We start from the raw sequence: 16,962 nt of genomic DNA, 5'->3' as shown, positions 1-16,962 counted from the left end.
GTCGCGAGTCAATCCTCGAGGTCGACCCGGATGGTGAGCAGGTTCGTGCCGAAGGTCTGCACGCCGAAGCTGTTGAACCGCGGTAGCGATCCCAACCGCTCGCGCGGATCGTCGTCGGCCACGATGTGCGCGGTGCCCCTGTGCCACTTGCCGTTCAATCGGACCCGGACGGCGGGATCGGCCTGGATGTTCTTGACGTATTGCGAGTTCTCGCCGAACTCGGAGACGAACCAGAACTCGTTGCCCACGCGACGTCCGCCCAAGGGAGTGCGTCGGGGTTGGCCGCTCTTGCGACCCGTCGTCTCCAACAACGTCTGGAACGGCAGGAGCCGCATCATCGGGTTCACGACGTTCTTCTGGAACAGTTTGGTGACTCGATCGCGCAAGTCCTCAGCCATGGTTCTCTCCGATCACACCATCGCAGTCCGTGACACCTTCATACCCAACCGCAGCGCTCCGGCGATTTCCAGGTGGCGTTCGTTCGCAGGTCGCCTGCCCTTGGTGGCGCCGGCCCGTTCGCACAGCGCGTCCAGCTTGAGCGCCTTGATGCCCTGCTCGGCGAGCAGGGCTCGTATCCGGCCTGAACCCAGTCGTCGACCGACAGTCGCGGCGTGCGGACCGGTGCCATGACGGCAGCCTACGGGTGCCTCGAGCCGCCCGCCGAGGCCCGGGCGAAGGGGCATTCCGACCGTCCCTGCAGTCGTCATTTGCTCCCGGAATGCGGCGCGCGGGAGGGCCCGGGGTTTCTCCTGCGCTGATCATCATGTTTTACTGCACACGCGACAACTGAAATTTTCTCGGTCCGCCCGACGGCCCCGGGCTCAGTCGAGCGGGCATGACAGCGCAGTGCACAAACCGCTGCGGTGTCGATGGCGATCGCTCGATCGCAGACGGAACGGCCTCCAATGTGGAAACCGGAAGATGGATGGACTTGCAGATGAGCTTGATTGACAAGATTCGCGGCCCGTGGGCGCGGCGCTTCGCGGTGGCGGCCATCGCGGCGGCCCTGTTACCGGGGTTCGTGAGCCTGGCCGGCCAGTCAGCGACCGCTGGGGCGTTCTCCCGGCCCGGCCTGCCGGTCGAGTACCTGATGGTGCCGTCGCCGTCGATGGGCCGCGACATCAAGGTGCAGTTCCAGAAGGGCACCGGCTCCAAGGCGGTGTACCTGCTCGACGGCCTTCGCGCCCGCGAAGACTTCAACGGTTGGGACCTCGAGACCCAGGCGTTCGAGTGGTTCTACGAGACGCCGCTGTCGCTGGTCCTGCCGGTCGGCGGCCAGTCGAGCTTCTACTCCGACTGGTACGCGCCGGCCTGCGGTAAGGCCGGCTGCCAGACCTACAAGTGGGAGACGTTCCTGACCAGCGAGCTGCCGCAGTGGCTCGCCGCCAACAGGGGCGTGTCCGCCACGGGCAACGCCGCGGTCGGCCTGTCGATGTCGGGTAACTCGGCGATGATCCTGTCGGTCTACCACCCGAACCAGTTCATCTATGCCGGGTCGCTGTCGGCGTTCCTCAACCCGTCTGAAGGCCAGTGGCCGTTCCTGATCAACATGGCGATGGGCGACGCGGGCGGCTTCAAGGCCAACGACATGTGGGGCCCGACCGAGGACCCGAACAGCGCGTGGAGGCGCAACGACCCGATGCTGCAGATCCCGGCACTGGTGGCCAACGGCACCCGGTTGTGGGTCTACTGCGGTAACGGCACGCCTAACGAGCTCGGTGGCGCGAACCTGCCCGCCGAGTTCCTCGAGGGCCTGACGATCCGCACGAACATCACGTTCCGTGACAACTACATCGCCGCGGGCGGCAACAACGGGGTGTTCAACTTCCCGCCGTACGGCACGCACAGCTGGCAGTACTGGGGTGCGGAGTTGCAGGCTATGAAGCCCGATCTGATCTCGCATCTCGGCTCGTAAGGCACGTCGAGAGTCCCCGGACGCCACGCGCGTCCGGGGACTTTTGCTTTCAGCGAACTTGCGCGGGGGCCCACGTGAACAACCCCACGTGAACAATGAGCGTCATGAGCGCAGTGCGCGAGCCGCCGATTGTGCATCCAGCGACGGTTTTTCGAATTTTTCGTCGTCAGATTCACAACCGGGGTCGCGCCGCTCGCCGTCTAACTACTTGAGCTCGGCCGACGACAAGCCGAGCAGGCGGCGCGCCACGACCAGCAGCTGGATCTGCTGGGTGCCCTCGAAGATGTCGAGGATCTTGCTGTCGCGGGCCCACTTCTCCAGCAGGGTGACCTCCGAGTATCCGACGGTGCCGGCCAATTCCACCGCCTTTAGGGTGATGTCGCTGGCCACCCGACCGGCCTTCGCCTTGCCCATCGACGCTTCCTTCGAGTTCGGAATGTCGTTGTCGGCCTGCCACGCCGAGCGGACCATCAGCAGATACGCCGCCTCCCAATCGGATTCCATCCGCAGGAACTCCGCCGCGGGTGCGCTCTGAGCGTGCGACGGTTTGTCGTAGGAGATCTCGATGCCCGCCTCGGTGAGGATCTTGCGCACCTCCTCGAGGGCGGCGCGGGCGATGCCGACGGCCATCGCGGCCACGACGGGCCGGGTGTTGTCGAAGGTCTCCATGACCCCGGCAAAACCCTTCTCCACGTGGATCTCCGGGCTTCCCAGCAGGTTGTCCTTGGGAATCCGGACATTGTCGAACCGGATGACCGCGGTGTCGGAGGCCTTGATGCCGAGCTTGTCCTCGAGCCGCTCGACCGTCACCCCGGGATGTTCACGCGGGACGATGAACGACTTGATCGCCGCGCGGCCCAGCGACTTGTCCAGCGTCGCCCACACCACGATGTGGGTGGCCCGGGATCCGGCCGTGACGAAGATCTTCTCCCCGTTGATCACGTACTCGTCGCCGTCGAGGGTCGCGGTCGTCGACACGGCCGCCGAGTCCGAGCCGAAGTCCGGTTCGGTGATCGCCATCGCGGCCCACACGTCCTTGCCCAGTCGCTCGAGCTGTTCGGGCGTGGCCACACTGGAGATCGCCGCGTTACCGAGCCCCTGGCGCGGCACCGACAGCATCAAAGCCACGTCGCCCCAACTGATCTCCATCACGTTGAGCACGGCCGACATGTTCGCGCCGTTGTGGTTGGCGCCCTTGGGCTCGTCGCCACCGGCGAACGCCTCGGCGCCGGCGAACGCGAACGCCTTCGCATCCGAGATGCCTTCGAACAAGGTGGCCAGGGTATCCAGCTCGACGGGGTACTCATGTTCGCGCAGATCCCACTTGCGGGATATCGGGCGCAGCATCTCCGCGGCACCCTGATGAGCCTTCTCGATGACCGCCTCGAGTTTGCGCGGCAGTTCTAAATTGATTGCCATGATTGCTCTTTCGCTTAGATGACGACGACACCCTCGGCGACGCCGATGGCGCGCAGATCGCGGTACCAGCGCTCGACCGGGTGTTCCTTGGTGTAGCCGTGTCCGCCGAGCAGCTGTACGCCGTCCAGCCCGATCTGCATGCCCTTGTCGGCGCCCAGCCGTTTGGCCAGCGCGGCCTCGCGGGCGAACGGCAGGCCCTGATCAGCCCGTGAAGCGCCGCGCCAGTTGATCAAACGCAGACCGTCGAACTCGATCGCCATGTTGGCGCACATGAACGCGACCGCCTGACGATGCGCGATCGGTTCGCCGAAAGCATGCCGCTCCTTGACGTATGGCACGACATAGTCGAGCACTGCGTGGGAGGTGCCGACGGCAAGCGCCGCCCAGCCCAGTCGCGACAGCGCTAGCGCCTCCGAGTAGTCCACATCGCTGGCGCCCTCCTCACCGAGACGCGCCGACAGCGGCACCGTGACCCCGTCGAGCGCGACCTGGCCGATCGCCGCTCCGCGGATGCCCATACCCGGGTCGGGCGTGATGCGCAGTCCCTTCGCCGACGATTCGACGATGAAAAGTGCCGGCTTGCCGTTGAGTTGCGCGGCGATGATGAACAGTTCGGCATTGGCGGCGGCCGGCACAAGCGACTTGACGCCGTCGAGGCGGTAACCGCTCGGGGTCCGAACGGCCGTGGTCTTCAACGCCGTGGGATCGAACAGCGGTCGCGGTTCGGCGATCGCCACGCAGGACTGCGGAACATTCTCTCCTGCAAACTCTTTCAGATAGGTGGCTTGCTGATCGGCGCTGCCCCAATGGGTGAGCGCCGACGCGACACCCGCAGGAGCCAGGATGGGCAGCGCGAGGCCCATGTCGCCGTACGCCAGTGCCTCGGCGACCAACACGTTGGTGACGGCAGCGCGGTGGGCGGCGATTCCGTCGAAGTCCTCGGGCACGTTGATCGCGGTGATGCCGAGTTCGGATGCCTTCGCCACGAGGTCGACGGGGTAGTCGGCGGACGAGTCGGCTTCGCGTGCCGCGGGACGGATGACCTCGTCGGCGAACTCGCAAACCGTCTCGACGATCATCTGTTGTTCGTCGTCGGGGGTGAGGTCGAAGTAGTCCGAACCGCTCTTCTTCAGCCGCGTCGGTCCGCTCTGGCTGCCCGATACGCGCTTGAACTGCCTGCTGGCCGCGCCCGCGACGGAGAACACCTGTTTCACGCCGTACTTCAACCCGCGGTTGAGCGGATCGCGCAGGTTGTAGCGATCGAGGAATTCCTGGCCGACCAGGGGAGTGACCAGCGCCAGACCGAGATCGGTCGCGGAGCGCTTGTGCTTCTTGAGGCCGACCGCGCTTTCTTTGCCGCTTCGCTTCGGCTGGGATCCGTTTTTCGACGGCAGGGCTTTACTCATTTCGACTGCCTCGCTTTGATTTGTGACGTCCGAACTCGTCGAACTGACTCCAGAGTAAGGTATCGGAACTGACTCACAAGTAAGTTGTTGTCGAACTCACAGCGCAGACGCTGAAAGCCTGCGCAGCACCGTGTCGTGCAGCAGGCCGTTGGTCGCGACCGCGCTGCCGCCATGCGGCCCGGGCTCACCTGCGAGGTTGGTGAAGCGGCCGCCCGCCTCGCGCACCAGGACGTCGAGCGGCGCGAGGTCCCACGTCGAGACTTCCGGCTCCATCGCGATGTCGACGGCGCCCTCCGCGACCAGGCAGTAGTTGTAGAAGTCGCCGTAGCCGCGCACCCGCCACACCGTGTCGGTCAGCGCGACGAACTGGTCGCGGACACCGCGGTCGGCCCACCCCGAGAGGCTGGAGAACGCGAGGCTCGCCGAGTCGAGGTCGTCGACCTTCGACACGCTCAGCCGTCGCTCCGCCTGCTCGCCTACCCGCGCGAACGCACCCCGGCCGGTCACCGCCCACCACCGTCGTTGCAGGGCGGGTGCACTCACGACACCGAGCACGGGTACGCCGTCGTGCAACAACGCGATCAGCGTCGCCCACACCGGTACCCCCCGGACGAAGTTCTTCGTGCCGTCGATCGGGTCGATGACCCACTGCCTGCCCACGAACTCTTGGCTGCCGCCGAACTCCTCACCGAACACCGAATCGTCCGGGCGCTCCCGCTCGAGGCGTTTCCGGATCATCGATTCGACTTCGAGGTCGGCATCGGTGGCGGGGGTCAGGTCGGGTTTGGTCTCGACGACGAGGTCCACCGCGCCGAAGCGGGCCGTCGTCTGCGCGTCTGCCTCGTCGGCGAGGGTCAACGCCAGCGTCAGGTCGTCCGACTCGGTGGCAGTCATGACTGTCGTCCTACCATGACGGGGTGTGGGAATTCGCGGTGATACTGCTGCTGGTCGGTGCGCTCGTGCTGCTGGCCCGACCGATGCTGATGCGCCGCCGAGGCACCCCGCCTGACTGGCCGTCGGGTCAACTGCTGGTCACCGGCGTCAGCCCGCGACCCACCGGCGTCGCCGGACCTCAGTACGTCACGATCACCGGTGTCATCAACGGGCCGACGGTCAACGAGCACGTCGTGTATGCGCGGCTCGAGGTCGACGTCGACGACTGGCCGACGATGGGCCAACTGATTCCCGTCGTCTACTCGCCGAAGAACCCGGACAACTGGCGATTCGCGCCGCAGGCTCCGCCACCGGACGCTGTGCCACCACCCGCGCCCCCGCCCTACTCCTGACGATCAGCCGTGCCCGATCTTCAGCATCGCGGCCACGGTGGTCAGCTTCACGCGCGGTCGACCGTCCCGTTCACCCGCTGAGCGCTCGTACTCGTCGATCAGCCGCCAGTGGTCGTCGGTGACCACCTTCGGCTGCCGCTCGACGAGCCATTCCGCCAGCCGCCGGGAATGGTCCTCGCCCAAGTCGGCGAGTTGAGCTTGAGACAGGTCGGCGATCAGCGTGTCCACGGTTTCCTGCGAATCGCTCTTGTTACTGCCGATCACACCCGTCGGCCCACGCTTGATCCAGCCGACGACGTACTCGTTGCGGCTGCCTTCGATGCGCCCGGCGGTGTGTGGGATCGTGCCGCTGCGCTCGTCGAACGGCAGACCGGGCGTCGGCACACCGCGATAGCCGACGGCGCGCACCACGAGCTGAGCCGGCACCTCCTCACGTTCACCGGTGTCCTTGGCGACGATGCGGCCGTTCTCCTCGACCAGCTCGTTGCGGCCGAGCACGATCGATTCGACGCGACCGTTCCCCTTGATCTCGATCGGAGAGGTGCGAAAGCGGAAGACGATGCGCCGCTTGGCATTCTTCGGTGTCTGTTCCGCATAGCCGCGCAACACCTTGATGTTGTTGCGCACGGTCTTGCCCGCCGCTTCGAGGTCGTCGTCGGTGATGTCGGCGAAGTCGGCGGGATCGATGATGACGTCGACATCGCCGAGCCCCTCGAGGTGCCCGAGCTCGCGCAACTCCAGCGTGGTGAACGGCGCCTGTAACGGCCCCCGCCTCCCGACCACGAGGACTTCCTCCACCCCGCGGTCGTGCAGCGACTTCAACGCGTGGTCGGCGATGTCCGTCGCGGCCAGCACATCGGGATCAGTGACGAGTATCCGCGCCACGTCGAGCGCGACGTTGCCGTTGCCGATCACGACGGCGCGCCCGCTGGAGATATCCGGCGCGATCTCCTCGAAATGCGGGTGGGCGTTGTACCAGCCGACGAAATCGACGGCGGCGACGCTTCCGGGCAGGTCCTCGCCGGGGATACCAAGCGCCCGGTCGGATTGCGCGCCGACGGCGTAGATCACCGCGTCGTACTGTTCGGCCAACTCTGCGGGGTGCACATGCTCGCCGACCGCGACGTTGCCGAAGAAGCGGAAGCGCGGATCCAACGCCGTCTTCTCGAACTGGGCGCTGATCGACTTGATCTTCGGATGGTCGGGCGCCACACCCGAGCGCACCAGCCCCCACGGGGTCGGCAACATCTCGAGCATGTCGACGCGCACGTCGGAGTCGTCTTGGGAATCGGCGAACTTGAGTAACGACGCCGCGGCAAAGTAACCCGAAGGCCCTGAGCCGACGATCGCCACGTGGTAGGGGCGCATGGACACCTTTTGTCGAAGCTTCCTTATCGCTGCCCGGCCTCGCGCAAGGGGCTGTCGCGTCGGGGCCGGCTGGTACGCATCCGATGCTAGAACGCGGAGCGTCCTCGTTGCCGCCAGTCGCCAGAACCGGCGCCGATCGGCTCACGGGTAACCTGAACTTCCGTGGATCCTGACCGTCAAGCCGACCTCGCTGCCCTCGACTCCACCCTGACGACGGTGGAGCGGGTCCTCGACGTCGAAGGCCTGCGCGGTCGCATCGAGAAGCTCGAGCACGAGGCCTCCGACCCGAACCTGTGGGACGACCAGGCGCGTGCGCAGAAGGTCACCAGCGAGTTGTCGCACACCCAGGGGGAGTTGCGGCGCGTCGAGGAGCTTCGGCAGCGCCTCGACGACCTGCCGGTGATGTACGAGCTGGCCGCCGAGGACGGCAGCGCGGACGAACTCGCCGAAGCGGACGCCGAGCTGGGCAAGCTGCGCGAGGACATCGAGGCGATGGAGGTCCGCACCCTGCTGTCCGGGGAGTACGACGAGCGCGAGGCCGTCGTCACGATCCGCTCAGGCGCCGGCGGGGTGGACGCCGCGGACTGGGCCGAGATGTTGATGCGCATGTACATCCGCTGGGCCGAACAGCACGACTATCCCGTCGAGGTGTTCGACATCTCCTACGCCGAAGAGGCCGGGATCAAGAGTGCGACGTTCGCGGTGCACGCGCCGTTCGCCTACGGCACCCTGTCGGTCGAGCAGGGCACCCACCGCCTCGTGCGCATCAGCCCGTTCGACAACCAGAGCCGCAGGCAGACGTCGTTCGCCGACGTCGAGGTGCTGCCGGTGGTGGAGACCACCGACCACATCGACATCCCGGAAAGCGATGTGCGCGTTGACGTGTACCGGTCCAGTGGCCCAGGTGGCCAGTCGGTCAACACCACCGACTCGGCGGTCCGGTTGACCCACATCCCTACGGGCATCGTGGTGACCTGCCAGAACGAAAAGTCGCAGTTGCAGAACAAGGTTTCGGCGATGCGGGTCTTACAGGCGAAGTTGTTGGAGCGCAAGCGTTTAGAGGAGCGCGCCGAGATGGACGCCCTCAAGGGCGACGGCGGCAGCTCTTGGGGCAACCAGATGCGGTCCTACGTGCTGCACCCCTACCAGATGGTCAAGGACCTACGCACCGAGTACGAGGTCGGCAACCCGGCCGCGGTGCTCGACGGAGACATCGACGGCTTCCTCGAAGCGGGGATTCGTTGGCGCAAGAGCCAAGATGACGAATAGCAACGTGGCGTTCTCGCCGGCCGAGGCGTGGCATGGCTTCTGGCATCACGGGATCGGCGAGTGGATCCTCACCAAAGGTCTCAATATCACGCTGCTGGTGATCGGCGCGATCCTTGCGGCCCGCTTCATCAACTGGGCGGCGCGCAGAGTCACCCGACGGCTCGAGGCGAATTTCCAGTCCGGCGACACGTTGGTGCGGTCGGAGGCCTCCAAGCACCGGCAAGCGGTCGCGAACGTCATATCCTGGGTCGCGATCGTGCTGCTTTTCGTGGTGGTGGCGGCGCAGATCACCGATGTACTCGACCTTCCCATCAGCTCTCTGGTGGCGCCGGCGGCCGTGCTGGGCGCCGCGCTGGGCTTCGGTGCCCAGAAAGTGGTGCAGGACCTCCTCAGCGGGTTCTTCATCATCACCGAGCGTCAGTACGGATTCGGCGACCTCGTGCAGTTGAGCATGGTCGGCGCGTCGGAGGAGTCGGTCGGCACCGTTGAAGAGGTCACTCTGCGGGTGACCAAACTGCGCACGGCCGAGGGTGAGGTCTACACCGTTCCCAACGGGAACATCGTCCGGTCGTTGAACCTGTCCAAGGACTGGGCACGCGCGGTGATCGACATTCCCGTCCCGGTGAGCGCCGACCTCAACCGCGTCAACGACCTGCTGCACGAGGTGTGTAGCAAGTCGATGGAGGATCGTCAGCTCAAGGATCTGTTGTTGGACGAGCCATCGCTGATGGGTGTGGAAAACATCGGGCTCGACAACGTCAACCTGCGCATGGTCGCGCGCACGCTGCCGGGCAAGCAGTTCGAGGCCGGCAGGCGGCTGCGCGTGCTGGTACTCCACGCGCTGGCCAGCGCCGGGGTGGTCAATCCCGCCGACGCGGCCCCGGTAGCCAGCGCGATGCCTCAGTCAGCGGCGATCAGCGACGCTGAATCCGGCCAGCAGGCCACCGACGCGACCCGGAAAGCCGATAAGAGTGGGTAGATTTCGGCTCCCGAGCCACCTGTTCAACGGTCGCATCCGCACCTCGACGGCCACACTGATCGTCGCGTTCGCCGCCCTGGTCTGGTTGAACAACATCTACGAGCCTTCACCCGCCGCACCGCCGGAGCCCGCCCCCGCCGTGGTGCCGCCGGGCTTCGTTCCGGACCCGAACTACACGTGGGTGCCGCGCACCAACGTCCGACGGCCCACCGAGCCGACGACCACGACCACCACCCCGACCACGACGACGACCACCACGAGCCCGACCGAGACGACGCCCAGCCCGTCGACGCCGACGACGACGGTGATCGACCCCGACGGCTTGGGTCCGCGAGCACCGATCACCCAGACCATCGGCCCCGAGGGGGCGCCACCGACGACCGATACGCCGCTGGTGCCCCCGGTGCCGCAACTGCTGCCGCCACCGGCGACGCCTCCGCCCAGCTAGGGCACTCCTGTTGCCCCGCTACACTGGCGTGCCGTGATGATCACCCTCAACAACGTGACCAAGCAGTACAAGTCGTCGGCGCGGCCCGCGCTCGACAACGTCTCGGTCAAGATCGACAAGGGTGAGTTCGTCTTCCTCATCGGGCCGTCGGGTTCGGGCAAGTCGACGTTCATGCGGCTGCTGCTGGCCGAGGAGTCCCCGACCCACGGCGACATCCAGGTGTCGAAGTTCCACGTCAACAAGCTGCCCGGCCGCCACATCCCCAGCCTGCGCCAGGTGATCGGCTGCGTGTTCCAGGATTTCCGGCTGCTGCAGCAGAAGACCGTCTTCGAAAACGTCGCGTTCGCGCTGGAGGTCATCGGCAAACGCCCCGACACCATCAACCGGGTGGTGCCCGACGTGCTGGAGATGGTCGGGCTGTCGGGTAAGGCCAACCGGCTGCCGGCCGAGCTGTCGGGCGGCGAACAGCAGCGCGTCGCGATCGCCCGTGCGTTCGTCAACCGGCCGCTGGTGCTGCTCGCCGACGAGCCCACCGGCAACCTGGACCCGGAGACCAGCAAGGACATCATGGATCTGCTCGAGCGGATCAACCGCACCGGGACCACGGTGTTGATGGCCACCCACGACCACCACATCGTCGACTCAATGCGCCAGCGGGTCGTCGAACTCGAACTCGGCCGGCTGATTCGCGACGAGCAGCGCGGCGTCTACGGAATGGATCGCTAGTGCGCTTCGGCTTCCTGATCAACGAGGTTCTCACCGGATTTCGTCGCAACGTCACCATGACCGTGGCGATGATCCTGACGACCGCCATCTCGATCGGCCTGTTCGGCGGCGGCATGCTCGTCGTCCGGCTGGCCGACCAGTCCCGCAACATCTACCTCGACCGTGTCGAGAGTCAGGTCTTCTTGACCAACGACGTCTCGGCCAACGACCCGTCTTGCGACGCCGACCCGTGCAAGGCGCTGCGCCAGCAGATCGAGGACCGCGACGACGTGCGCTCGGTGCGGTTCCTCAACCGCGACGAGGCCTACGACGATGCGATCACGAAGTTCCCGCAGTACAAGGACGTCGCCGGGCGCGACGCGTTTCCGGCGTCGTTCATCGTCAAGCTCGACGATCCCGAGCAGCACAAGGACTTCGACGAGGCCATGGTCGGCCAGCCCGGCGTGCTCAACGTGCTCAACCAGAAGGAGCTGATCGACCGGCTCTTCGCGGTCCTCGACGGCATCAGCAACGCCGCGTTCGCGGTGGCGTTGGTGCAGGCGGTCGGCGCAATCCTGTTGATAGCCAACATGGTCCAAGTCGCGGCATACACCCGACGCACCGAGATCGGCATCATGCGGCTGGTCGGGGCCAGCCGATGGTACACCCAGTTGCCGTTCCTGGTGGAGGCGATGCTGGCGGCGTTGATCGGTGTGATCATCGCGATTATCGGATTGATAGTGGTGCGGGCGCTGTTCTTAGAGAACGCGCTGAACCAGTTCTATCAAGCGAACCTGATCGCCAAGGTCGACTACGCCGACGTGTTGTACTTCAGCGCTCCGCTGATGCTGTTCCTCGGGCTGGCGATGTCGGGCATCACCGCGTACGTCACACTGCGGCTTTACATCCGACGCTAGCCATGCCGAAACAGGGCGCCAAGAAAGCCGATCCTTCCCGGTCCGGCAACAACAAGGTCGTGGCGACCAATCGCAAAGCGCGACACAACTATTCGATCCTGGAAACGTTCGAGGCGGGCATCCAGCTGGTCGGCACGGAGGTGAAGAGCCTGCGCGACGGGCAGGCGTCGCTGGCCGACGCGTTCGCCACCGTCGACGACGGCGAGGTGTGGCTGCGCAACGTCCACATCCCGGAGTATCACCACGGCAGCTGGACGAACCACGCGCCGCGGCGCAACCGGAAACTCTTGTTGCACCGCAGGCAGATCGATCAGCTGATCGGCCGCATCCGCGACGGCAACCTCACGCTGGTGCCGCTGTCGCTGTACTTCACCGACGGCAAGGTGAAGGTGGAACTGGCACTGGCCCGCGGTAAAGAGGCCCGTGACAAGCGACAGGACCTGGCGCGCCGCGACGCGCAACGCGAGATCACCCGAGAGTTGGGTCGCCGCGCCAAGGGCATGACCTGACCGACCCCCCTTCTGTACCCTCCCATACCGCGAGTGACCGCGTCTGTACCTCGACACGCCGTGCGGATGTGTACGAACGCGGTCGCTCGCGGACTGATGCATGACTAGCATCTGCGGGTGATGACACGCCCGCTGACCGTTCTGGACAAAGAGACGGTGCTCGACGCCCTGTTTGCGCAGTGGGACGCGATCGGTGAGTTGGTCGACGGTCTGACCGACGCGCAGTGGCAGGCGGCTACGTCGCTGCCCGGATGGTCGGTGCGCGACGTCGTCGCGCACGTGGTCGGAACCGAGTCGATGTTGCAGGGCGTCGGCACGCCCGAGGTCGACATCGACGTGTCCACGCTCGAGCACGTGCGCAACGACATCGGTGGGCTGAACGAACGGTGGGTGCGCCACCTTCGCAGTCTCAGCCCCGACGAGCTGGTGTCGCGCTTCCGCGCGGTCACCTCCGAGCGGCGTGAGGCGTTGGCGGCGATGGCGGACGACGAGTGGAACAGTGTCACCGCCACGCCTGCAGGACCGGACACCTACGGCCGGTTCATGCGGGTGCGGATCTTCGACTGCTGGTTGCATGAGCACGACATCCGCGACGCGGTCGGTCGGCCCGCGTCCGACCCGACCGGAGCGCCGGCGGTATTCGCACTCGACGAGATGGCGGCAAGCATGGGATTTGTGGTCGGCAAGCTGGGCGGGGCGCCGGACGGGTCCCGGGTGTCGATCGTGCTGACCGGGCCGCTGGGCCGGAAGATCAACGTCGCGGTCGAGGGCCGTGGCCGGGTCGTGGAGGACTTTGGCGGCGCCGAGCCGACGGCGACGATCACGCTGGACGCCCTGCTGTTCGCGCGCCTGGCCGGTGGCCGGACCGCGCCGGCCGAGCACGCCGACGCGATCGACTACGGCGGCGACGAGCAGGTTGGCCGGCGCGTCGTCGAGCACCTCAACTACGTAATCTGACCAGCGACGACGTGTCGGTGCGGGCATAAATGTTTGGCGTGAGGTGTTGAAGGTCGCGTAGCATGAATACTCCTGCCAGTTCGGCGGGGTGATGTTCGACAACTAGACATGGGGCTGAACGGTTTCGACTTCGAGCGTCGAATCAAGGGAAGCGTGCCGGTGCAGGCAAGAGACCACCGTAAGCGTCGTTGCAACCAATTAAGCGCCGATTCCAATCAGCGCGACTACGCTCTCGCTGCCTAAGCGACAGCTAGTCTGTCAGCCCGGGAGAGCCCTCGACCCGGTGTCTGGCATCAGCTAGAGGGATAAACCGGTGAGCTCGGTCGCGGAACTCATCGGGACACCAAACAGCGACTGGGATCGTCATCCTGACTTGTTCGCGTGATCAGGAGATCCGAGTAGAGGCATAGCGAACTGCGCACGGAGAAGCCTTGAGGGAACGCCGTAGGACCCGGGTTCGATTCCCGGCAGCTCCACAACATATTCTCGGCCGAATCGCAGGTCAGAGCGTGTTTCGCTCCGGCCTGCTTCGGCCTTGGGCCATTTTGGGGCACACTCTGGGCGGCTGGGCCCGCGATCACATAGCTCGATGCGAATTGTGCGGTGTCGGTCAGACGGGCTAGTTACCGTGAAGCGATGGCGGCGACTCCGTTCGCAGCGCCGCGACATCGGCGCCCGCGTAAGGCCAAGCCCGTGCTGCTGGGCAAGCGCGGCGCCCCACTGGAATATGCCCCGTGCATCCACCGCACCACGACCGCGGACGATGTCTGTCTGAATTGCAGGCGGTACGTCGGCGAGGACAAGCCGGTTCCACCGCGGCATCGCCCGCCGCGGTGGGAGCCGCCCATGATCCCCCAAGTGACGGTGCCGGAGCAGCATTACAAGATCGCCCAGCAGCTTTATCAGCGTCGCGCCGGTATGACCGTGACTGAGCTGGCCAAAGTTGTGAAGTTGGAACGGCACCAGGTGCAGAACGGGCTGCAGTACCTCCAGCAGAACGGTCTGGCCGTATGCCACGGTCGCCGCGCAGCTGCGCGGTGGGCGGCCACCGCGCTGCTGCGCAGGGTGGGCCCGAAATCTGCGACCTTACATCGGAACTGAATGTGAAACCGGATGACAGCGCTCCGAATGGTGCAATACGGAGACACGACGGCGAACAGACGGCACTGGCCGGGTACCACCCTTGAGCTCGCCCGCGCCGCGCTCTTCGAGCAACATCCCTGACCTGATCACGAGGTCGCGCCGCGCCGCTATGGGGTGAGCGCTCTGACAAGCTGCGCCGCGGTCGGGATATCGGTTATCCCTGCGACATTCGCACCCGCGTAGAGCGGCCGCCAGTCCACCAAGTTCTCCGGTCCACTCTCGGTCGGCGGTTGAGGCACCAGGAACGGTAGCTGTGGCGGTTGGGCCCTCAGAGCGCGGTCTTGCGCTGCCTCCGGCACCACATTCATGAGCTTTGTCATCGCCCGGTTGCTCTTACGGATCCACCGAGGAACCCGATCCTCGTCGCCCAACCAACGCCGTGTCGCAGCGTTGGGGATCACACGGTGCGGCGCATCCGGCCAGCCCAATCCGAACAGCTCGGTGAGCACGGTTTCCTCTGCTTCGATGCAGCGCTTCTTGTATTCGCCGTGGGCGCGGCTCTCCTCGCTGACCAGAAAGCGAGTGCCCACCACCGAGGCCAATGCGCCCGCATCCAGCGCAGCCTTCACACCTTGCGCGTCGACGATGCCACCGGCCAGCAGAACCGGGATCCGGACAGCGGCACGGATCTGCTCGAGCAGTTCGAAACCCGGAGTGGTTCCACGGACGTGGCCGCCGGCTTCCACTCCTTGAGCGACGACGGCATCTGCGCCTGCCCGCTGCGCGGCCTTCGCCTCTTCCACCGACCCGCACTGGTGAATCCAAGTGGTGGCAGAGAGCCGGCGAGGGATTCCCCAGAAAGTGACGACCACGTCGGCGGCGGCTGCCGCCTCCACGTCACCTGGTCCGATGAACGGCAGCAGAAGATTCACCGCGATCGGGCGTCCGGTGAGCAGGCGCGCCTTGGCAAGCTCGGTGGCAATGTCGGCACGCGCACCCCCGATCGTCCCGAGACCGCCCGCCTCCGAAACGGCCGCCGCAAGCTCATATCCGGCGACAGAACCCATCCCGGCCTGCACAATCGGCGTCGTCAGGCTGCGCAGATCGAACACCGCCATCAGTCCAAACTACCGTGAAAACTGCATTACACTTCCATCGCGCAGTGCAACGGCGCGACACGGCGCACTCATGCAATCTCGAGCGCGCCGACCAAGCGGAGAGACGCTTCCTGTGAGCAAGACAGCCTCGGTCGCCGTGATCGGCGCCGGCCCGGGCGGCATTGCGATGGGACGCGAACTCGCCAACGGCGGTTACGCCTTCACGATCTTCGAACAAGGCGACGGCTTCGGAGGCACGTGGCGGAAGAACACCTACCCCGGCGCGGCCTGTGACGTGCCGTCACACTTCTACTCCTACTCCTTCGCGCTCAACCCGAGATGGTCGAAGACCTTCGCCAATCAGCCCGAAATCCTCGCGTACCTGGAGCAGGTCGCCGCCGACAGCCGACTCGCCGATCACCTGGTCGCGAGGACCCGCGTCAACTCTCTACGGTGGTCGGACAGCGACCGACGTTGGACTCTGGTGACCGACGACGGCGCCACCCGTCACTTCGACGCCGTGGTCACCGCCGTCGGGATGCTGGACGTGCCGAAAATTCCCAACATCCCTGGCTTGCGACGATTCCGGGGCCGCATGTTTCACTCGGCCAATTGGGACCACTCCAAATCGACCGCCGGGGAACGAGTCGCGTCGATCGGCACGGGGGCCAGCGCCATCCAATACGTACCGGCGATCGCAACGGAGACGGCACATCTGACCGTGTTCCAGCGGACACCGACCTGGGTGAGCCCGCGCTTCGACGATCCGTTCACACCCGAGCAGCAGGCGCTGTTCGAAAGCGACCACACCGAAGCGCGAAAAGTCAGGGACTCGGCGTTTCAGCAGTACGAGTCGGCCAGTTTCGCAGCGGATTCGGCGCAGACGGCCGAGATGACCAAGATCGCGCGCGAATACTTGCACCGCAAGATCGCTGACCCCGATCTTCGAGCCAAACTCACGCCGAACTATCCGCACGGCTGCAAGAGACCGCTGCAGTCCCGCGAGTGGTTCCCGACGTTCGCCCGGCCGAATGTCACCCTCGAAACGACGCCCATCGTGGAATTCACCGAAACCGGTCTGCGGACCGCGAACGGAACCGACCATGACGTCGACACCGTCATCTTCGGAACGGATTTCAAAGCCAACGAATACCTCTCGGGACTCGACGTGTACGGCCGCGAGGGCCGACGACTGCACGATGATTGGCGCGACGGCGCAGAGGCATATCTCGGCACCGTCGTACCGGGTTATCCCAACCTCTTCACCCTTTACGGTCCCAACACCAACGGAGTGACCTCCATCATTTTCATCCTCGAAGCCCAGGCCCAATTCGTCCGTCGAGCGCTCGACACGATGCATCGGCAGCGGCTGCAGGCCGTTGACATCAAACGACACATCCATGACGCCTACAATCGGGAGATTCAGGAAGCGATGACCGGCACCGTATGGCTTGCCAACTGCAACAACTACTTTCGCCATCTAAGCGGAAAGGTGGTCACACAGTTCCCCTACCACGGAACCACTTTCGTCAAGCGACTCGCGAAAGTAGGCCTCGACCAGTTCAACTCGTTGCGGTATACCGCTGACCAGTGGACGGGATAGC

At 65.5% G+C, this 16,962-nt stretch carries 18 protein-coding genes and 1 other RNA gene; 12 read left to right on the top strand and 7 right to left on the bottom strand.

Annotated elements, in window-relative coordinates; all coding sequences use genetic code 11:
• Positions 1 to 8: 8 nt before the first annotated feature.
• Together AU193_RS06685 and AU193_RS23415 are read right to left on the bottom strand one after the other, a co-directional pair.
• Entirely contained in the window at positions 9 to 398 is a 390-nt protein-coding gene (locus tag AU193_RS06685) for a nitroreductase/quinone reductase family protein (RefSeq protein WP_064421573.1), read from the bottom strand.
• A 12-nt stretch (positions 399 to 410) separates the two neighbouring features.
• Positions 411 to 683: a hypothetical protein gene (locus AU193_RS23415; protein ID WP_064421572.1), complete on the bottom strand. Its 273-nt coding sequence runs from the start codon at positions 681 to 683 to the stop codon at positions 411 to 413.
• Between the two features lie 254 nt (positions 684 to 937).
• Here AU193_RS23415 and AU193_RS06675 point away from each other — a divergent pair, with 254 nt between their 5' ends.
• On the top strand, positions 938 to 1,915 hold the full coding sequence (locus AU193_RS06675) for an esterase family protein (RefSeq protein WP_064421635.1): 978 nt from the start codon (positions 938 to 940) through the stop codon (positions 1,913 to 1,915).
• A 204-nt stretch (positions 1,916 to 2,119) separates the two neighbouring features.
• Here AU193_RS06675 and AU193_RS06670 read toward each other — a convergent pair whose 3' ends face one another.
• The 3 genes from AU193_RS06670 to hisN all read right to left on the bottom strand — a co-directional run bounded on the left by AU193_RS06670 (position 2,120) and on the right by hisN (position 5,634).
• Positions 2,120 to 3,334, bottom strand: coding sequence for an acyl-CoA dehydrogenase family protein (locus tag AU193_RS06670; RefSeq protein WP_064421571.1), 1,215 nt, complete (start codon positions 3,332 to 3,334; stop codon positions 2,120 to 2,122).
• Between the two features lie 14 nt (positions 3,335 to 3,348).
• Positions 3,349 to 4,740, bottom strand: coding sequence for an acyl-CoA dehydrogenase family protein (locus tag AU193_RS06665; RefSeq protein WP_064421570.1), 1,392 nt, complete (start codon positions 4,738 to 4,740; stop codon positions 3,349 to 3,351).
• A 96-nt stretch (positions 4,741 to 4,836) separates the two neighbouring features.
• Positions 4,837 to 5,634, bottom strand: a complete 798-nt coding sequence (gene hisN / locus AU193_RS06660) for a histidinol-phosphatase (RefSeq protein ID WP_064421569.1) — start codon at positions 5,632 to 5,634, stop codon at positions 4,837 to 4,839.
• Between the two features lie 23 nt (positions 5,635 to 5,657).
• Between hisN and AU193_RS06655 the strand changes: the two genes are divergently transcribed.
• Positions 5,658 to 6,026 (top strand): hypothetical protein, encoded by a 369-nt coding sequence (locus AU193_RS06655; RefSeq protein ID WP_064421568.1) that lies wholly within the window; start codon positions 5,658 to 5,660, stop codon positions 6,024 to 6,026.
• A 3-nt stretch (positions 6,027 to 6,029) separates the two neighbouring features.
• Here AU193_RS06655 and AU193_RS06650 read toward each other — a convergent pair whose 3' ends face one another.
• A complete protein-coding gene (locus AU193_RS06650; protein WP_064421567.1) occupies positions 6,030 to 7,394 on the bottom strand; it encodes an FAD-dependent oxidoreductase in 1,365 nt (454 codons plus the stop codon).
• Positions 7,395 to 7,556: 162 nt separating this feature from the next.
• Between AU193_RS06650 and prfB the strand changes: the two genes are divergently transcribed.
• From prfB to AU193_RS06610, 9 genes are all read left to right on the top strand, one after another.
• On the top strand, positions 7,557 to 8,663 hold the full coding sequence (gene prfB / locus AU193_RS06645; protein ID WP_064421566.1) for a peptide chain release factor 2: 1,107 nt from the start codon (positions 7,557 to 7,559) through the stop codon (positions 8,661 to 8,663).
• Complete coding sequence (locus AU193_RS06640) at positions 8,653 to 9,642, top strand: mechanosensitive ion channel family protein (RefSeq protein WP_064421565.1); 990 nt, start codon at positions 8,653 to 8,655, stop codon at positions 9,640 to 9,642. The genes prfB and AU193_RS06640 overlap by 11 nt, the downstream gene beginning before the upstream one ends.
• Entirely contained in the window at positions 9,635 to 10,090 is a 456-nt protein-coding gene (locus tag AU193_RS06635) for a hypothetical protein (RefSeq protein WP_172798233.1), read from the top strand. The genes AU193_RS06640 and AU193_RS06635 overlap by 8 nt, the downstream gene beginning before the upstream one ends.
• 36 nt (positions 10,091 to 10,126) lie before the next feature.
• A complete protein-coding gene (gene ftsE, locus AU193_RS06630; protein WP_064421634.1) occupies positions 10,127 to 10,816 on the top strand; it encodes a cell division ATP-binding protein FtsE in 690 nt (229 codons plus the stop codon).
• On the top strand, positions 10,816 to 11,712 hold the full coding sequence (gene ftsX / locus AU193_RS06625; protein WP_064421563.1) for a permease-like cell division protein FtsX: 897 nt from the start codon (positions 10,816 to 10,818) through the stop codon (positions 11,710 to 11,712). The genes ftsE and ftsX overlap by 1 nt, the downstream gene beginning before the upstream one ends.
• A gap of 2 nt (positions 11,713 to 11,714) precedes the next feature.
• Positions 11,715 to 12,221, top strand: coding sequence for an SsrA-binding protein SmpB (gene smpB, locus AU193_RS06620; RefSeq protein ID WP_064421562.1), 507 nt, complete (start codon positions 11,715 to 11,717; stop codon positions 12,219 to 12,221).
• A gap of 120 nt (positions 12,222 to 12,341) precedes the next feature.
• On the top strand, positions 12,342 to 13,178 hold the full coding sequence (locus AU193_RS06615) for a maleylpyruvate isomerase family mycothiol-dependent enzyme (RefSeq protein WP_064421561.1): 837 nt from the start codon (positions 12,342 to 12,344) through the stop codon (positions 13,176 to 13,178).
• Between the two features lie 110 nt (positions 13,179 to 13,288).
• Positions 13,289 to 13,657: a transfer-messenger RNA gene (ssrA, locus tag AU193_RS22750) on the top strand.
• A 157-nt stretch (positions 13,658 to 13,814) separates the two neighbouring features.
• Complete coding sequence (locus AU193_RS06610) at positions 13,815 to 14,279, top strand: hypothetical protein (RefSeq protein WP_064421560.1); 465 nt, start codon at positions 13,815 to 13,817, stop codon at positions 14,277 to 14,279.
• A 149-nt stretch (positions 14,280 to 14,428) separates the two neighbouring features.
• Here the strand turns inward: AU193_RS06610 and AU193_RS06605 are convergent, their stop codons facing one another.
• A complete protein-coding gene (locus tag AU193_RS06605; RefSeq protein ID WP_064421559.1) occupies positions 14,429 to 15,379 on the bottom strand; it encodes a nitronate monooxygenase family protein in 951 nt (316 codons plus the stop codon).
• A 112-nt stretch (positions 15,380 to 15,491) separates the two neighbouring features.
• On the opposite strand from AU193_RS06605, the gene AU193_RS06600 reads away from it, so the two are divergent.
• Entirely contained in the window at positions 15,492 to 16,961 is a 1,470-nt protein-coding gene (locus AU193_RS06600; RefSeq protein ID WP_253867665.1) for an NAD(P)/FAD-dependent oxidoreductase, read from the top strand.
• Position 16,962 lies beyond the last annotated feature (1 nt).

This window comes from Mycobacterium sp. GA-1285 (genome assembly GCF_001499905.1).
Lineage (GTDB): Bacteria > Actinomycetota > Actinomycetes > Mycobacteriales > Mycobacteriaceae > Mycobacterium.
The sequence above is the reverse complement of the archived record's forward strand: the minus strand, read 5'-3'. Positions and strand labels throughout refer to the sequence as shown.